General features: G+C 31.2%; 5 protein-coding genes. All 5 read left to right on the top strand.

What is annotated here, in order from left to right:
• Positions 1 to 94 precede the first annotated feature (94 nt).
• The gene (locus AB671_RS18115) at positions 95 to 592 is read left to right on the top strand and encodes a hypothetical protein (protein ID WP_066674581.1); all 498 of its coding nucleotides are present in this window, start codon (positions 95 to 97) and stop codon (positions 590 to 592) included.
• Between the two features lie 226 nt (positions 593 to 818).
• Complete coding sequence (locus AB671_RS18110; RefSeq protein WP_066674579.1) at positions 819 to 1,496, top strand: hypothetical protein; 678 nt, start codon at positions 819 to 821, stop codon at positions 1,494 to 1,496.
• Positions 1,493 to 1,876, top strand: coding sequence for a hypothetical protein (locus AB671_RS18105; RefSeq protein WP_157444251.1), 384 nt, complete (start codon positions 1,493 to 1,495; stop codon positions 1,874 to 1,876). The genes AB671_RS18110 and AB671_RS18105 overlap by 4 nt, the downstream gene beginning before the upstream one ends.
• A gap of 461 nt (positions 1,877 to 2,337) precedes the next feature.
• On the top strand, positions 2,338 to 3,120 hold the full coding sequence (locus tag AB671_RS18100) for a hypothetical protein (RefSeq protein WP_066674575.1): 783 nt from the start codon (positions 2,338 to 2,340) through the stop codon (positions 3,118 to 3,120).
• 576 nt (positions 3,121 to 3,696) lie between these two features.
• Positions 3,697 to 4,762 (top strand): hypothetical protein (locus AB671_RS18095; protein WP_157444250.1); only part of this gene is annotated, 1,066 nt, incomplete at its 3' end.

The following is a 4,762-nucleotide window of genomic DNA, read 5'->3' as shown; positions in this document are numbered from 1 at the left end:
ACCAATTTATGCTTATTTTTGAAGAAAGGCTCAGATTGTAAAATCCAAGCCCTAACTTTTTAACTTACACACTTTGTGGGATAGTGTCGACAAAATGTACTCTACAGTCGTTCCTTTTGGAATATTGGATTTTGAAGGGAATTATGAGAATGCTAATTTTGCTTTTAATTATTCATTATTACTTAGTAATGTGGATTCTCTAGAATTTAAGTTTTTGAATGAAGATGGGACTACATTATTTGCAATTACCAATTTACCGGAAATTGTAGTTACAGCAAGAAGGCTTCCTAAACTTTCTCAAGATATTACAGATAAAAAACCTGAATATAATCTTTCTAATCCTATTAGAGTGTGGGATTGGAAAAGTGTATTTGATCCATATAATACTTCGTCTTCAGATTACACTAAAATTGGTTCATATGTTATTTTTTGGGATGGTTTTAATAATGATAATATTTATGACAGCTCAAAATTCAACAATAAAAAATTGAAAGCGGTAATTACTGCAAGTAAAAACGGTAAAGAAAAATCTAAAGAAGTTGAGTTTTCAACAAAGTATGATGAGGTAGATTGGGTAAGATGTAAAGATTGATAAGAATAATAAAAAAATTGATACAACATTACGTGTTAACCTAAAAGATGGCGGAGCTGAAGGGTTAAGGTGTTCATCTCATATTACGGGAGCAAGAGATGAAACCCGTTGGGTAGAAAGTTGCCCTTGGGATAAAATACCTACCACTTCAATTATTGCAGGAAAACCACCTATTAAAGTAAGAACAAAAAGCTTTCAAGAGCTAAAAAGCATTGTATTTGATGGCTTGTCAATCTATTGGGGAAGAAATAAAAACAGAAAATGTGGAAATTTTGTTACTGTAGTTAGTGATTCCTATGAAGTTTATATAAATCCTATTGATACAAAAGATAATGCAATGAATTCATTACCTTTAATCTACAATACTAATAATGGTTGGATGCGTTCAGGTAATCCGGGAGGAAGTTATTCTGATAGCAACTTAGATGATGATGCTATGAATCTTTTTCCTGATACAGGAATCATTCAAAGACTATCATACAATGCCGGCTATATTAAGCATGGCTGGAAAAATGATTCAAAAGATGGATGGAGATACCATAATGAATTAGGTGTGAACAATGCATACGATGCAGTTATGGAGTTTAAAGAAACTGCTGCTCATGAATTAGGATATGAATTTTTACAGGCTTATGGCGGTACTGTTTACTCTTGGCAACACAAAGGAAGTTCTTACTATTTACCTCAAGATACTAAACCAACTAAAGGTAATGAGACAACATGGGAAAAAGTAACTCATTGGGATGAAATGGAAACTGATGGCGAAAACTATCCCTTATCTGGTGAAATTGATATAATGAAGTATTATAATAACGAGCCTAATCCTAAAGATATTTCTAGGCTTGTAGCAGCAGAAAAAGATGTACTAGGATTGATATGGCTAACAAAATTAAATATAAAATGAGAAAATTCATTATTATTTGTTTAGTAAGTATAACATTATCTTCATGTCAGCATGAATGGGTATTAAGACCTGAAATAAGAGATTGTATTTTAAGCAAACAAAAGAAGATACCAATAACCGCAAGAATAATAACTTTACCAGTAGAAGGGGAAGAATATGAGGTAGCTACAAATAAAAATGGAGGCAAATTCTATTTCCCGAAACAAATCATTAAAGAGTGGAGTTTCTTAGGAACGGAAAAACCTAAAGGTCCACCACCAACAAATAAAATAATTATAATAGCAAAAGGATATAAATCAGATACTTTGAATTATACAAGTTATAATTCTCGTAATAATATTATTGATTTAGGTAATATTCTTTTAAATGAAGAAAACTAATATTTAATTGAAAGATTACATATAATCCAAGGATGGTTTTCAAAAGAAGTTGAATTTTGGAATCTAAAAATTGATACAACATTACCTATTAACTTAAAAGATGGTGGAACTGATGGGTTAGAATGTACCACAAGAGATATAGATCCCGATCCAAAATTTAGAGTTCCTGTCACAGAATGTCCGTGGGATCAAGTTTCTAAGGAAGCAACTGATTTTTATAAAGAGGAACCGATAAAAACAAGGACAAAAAGTTTTGAAGAGTTACGAAATTTAGCATTGGCTGGGATTAACCAATATTGGTCTAGAAATAATAGCAACATTGGCAAAGGGGTGAATATTAATGATGAATTATTTGAAACATTTGTCAATGCCCGACAAGATGAAAATGGTATGAAAGCACCGAGATAATTTATTTTACCAATTTTGAAAATGGTACATTTAACCGTTCTCATAACTGGAAATTGCATAGAGAGCTTTACTACAAAGTAGGTTATACATATTATTCTGATAGTAAAAATGATAGCACTAAGGGATGGTATTACCGCAAAACTTCGTTTGCAGATTTAGTTTTTCAAGAAATATCTGTTCACGAAATAGGACATCAGCTATTATTTGATTTTGGAGGAAGAAATTATACTTATAGTCACAAAGGAACTTCAGGCCCTACTTGGATTCAACAAGATCCATTGCCAGGAACAAAATATCCTCTAAGCCCAAAAGAAATTGATTTGATGAAATATGCAGAAGGAAATGAACCAATAGATTATTATGACAGGTTGGTTTTATCACAAGAAGACTCATTGGGTATTGTGTGGCTAAGTAAAATTAAAATTTTAAGTATTTATTGTGTCTTTTCTTTACTATTATCATGTAATTCAAAAAAAAATAACGAAGTTCAAAGAGAAACTGTAGAATATTATAGTGGCGTTGTCTTCGACAACCAAAGCAAAAAAAATATACAAAATGTTACAGTCTCTTGTTTATTAGAAGACCGTGTTTTAAAAACTACTACAGATGAAAAAGGATATTTTAAAATATCTGATGATAAATTAGACAAAAGGCAACTAGAAATGGGTGCCAAATTAATTTTCAGTAAAAATGGATATATAACTGACACAATCGAAACTACACAGCCTGCTCCAGAATACAAAAATTATCCTAATAATTATTTTTTCATATACAAAAAACCAGACACGTTATTTATGAAAAAAGACGACACAAAATTGCTTAATAATCATGAGTAATGTCTAATAAAAATGGAAGGATAGCATAAAAAAAGATGTTCTGAGTTTGATTAGGTTAACAAAATTAAAAATAGAATATAAATTATTAATGTTATTTCTTTGTTTTTTATGCATATCATGTGTTAAGGATATTCAAAGATTTCCTATGGAATGTTATGTCTATGATTCAAAAACGAAAAAACATTAAAGCATGTAAATGTCACTCAAATTTTTGACGGTAAAAAATCAATAATTACCACAACTTCCGAGAAACGATATTTTAAAATTGAAAAATTAACTAAACTTAGTTTGGGTATGGAAAACCATAAACTTGTCAATCTATTTTTTTAGAAAAAAAAGGATACAAAATAGATACTATTGAAATGTATGGTGGAACAGATGATATTTATAAAAAAGATTCAATCTTCATGGATTCAAAAATTAATTTCTAAAAAATTACAACGATATAATTAAACAAATTACAGATACTACAGCAAAAAACCTGGAGTTGCTAGTTATTCTCCGTATTATAAACCGATTACTGCTGTAGGACACAGCCAAGGGGCTGCACTTGGGATTATTTATTATGCGTATGAAATGGGTTGGGAAGAAATCCCTATCAATATATTATTTTTAGGAACACATCAGCCACAAGGACTTTATGGAAAAAATTATGAACATTTCAAAAACTATTATTTCGAAGATTTTATTAAAGAATGGGTTCTAGAGTGGATAGGAGATATTTTTACTAAAGAAAAACTGTATCAAAATCAGGGAGTCTATGAAAAAATGAATGAACTTCTTGGAGGCGATTCGTGGGGAGGTCTAATAGATAGATCTGTACAGTTTACTTTTCCTAATGACAGAGCTTTATTTGTAACCAGAATGGGAGATATTCCTTATGTGAAAAATGCATGTAATGAAAAAGACAATCTCTATGTTGAAAGTTGGGGGTTTTATGCAGGAGCAAGCGCAGAAGGTTTTTTTTCGGAAGAAGGTTATCATTTTCCTAAACGTCTTTTAGATAAAGCTTTCAATCCTGATGGAAGTATTAACGTAAATGCACCTACATTCAGAGAATGTGTAAAATCTTATTGGAAAATTTATCATCAGTATAAAACGTATCGGGATTATATAAAGGCTAATCCCTCTAAAAAGTATGTGCCGGCAAAATATAAAATTCCTATAATAAGCAATGTGTTGCCGGATTGGTTTCATACAATTTTAGATCAGGCAATTTCAAAAGCTGAAGGTGCGAAAAAAGCTCTTTATATGAAAAGTGAATTGTACCGTCTTAAGCTTAATGCCCTAGTAGCTTTTGAAAAAGTACATAATATGGAATTGCAGGCCCATTTTGCTCCAGTAGGATTAATGTTTAATAAAGGAACGCTTTCAGATTGGGATCAGTATCAGGATCAAACCATTTGGGATCGCGTAAAAGATACAGGCAAAGATTTGTTTTACCGCTTAGATTATTCTTCTGGTGCGACTTTGGAACAAAAAAGGAAAGAAGAAAAAGAATTTGTAGAAGGCGAAGGAAAAACCCGAATGGTAAAAACAAGTATTGCCAATACAGCAGGAATAAAAAAATGGGTAGACCAAGCCAAAGAAGAACTGAAAATTACAAAACACTGGTACACTGATATTGTAGATTGGGCAAGAG

The organism is Chryseobacterium sp. BGARF1 (assembly GCF_001677955.1).
Taxonomy (GTDB): Bacteria; Bacteroidota; Bacteroidia; order Flavobacteriales; family Weeksellaceae; genus Chryseobacterium.
The sequence above is the reverse complement of the archived record's forward strand: the minus strand, read 5'-3'. Positions and strand labels throughout refer to the sequence as shown.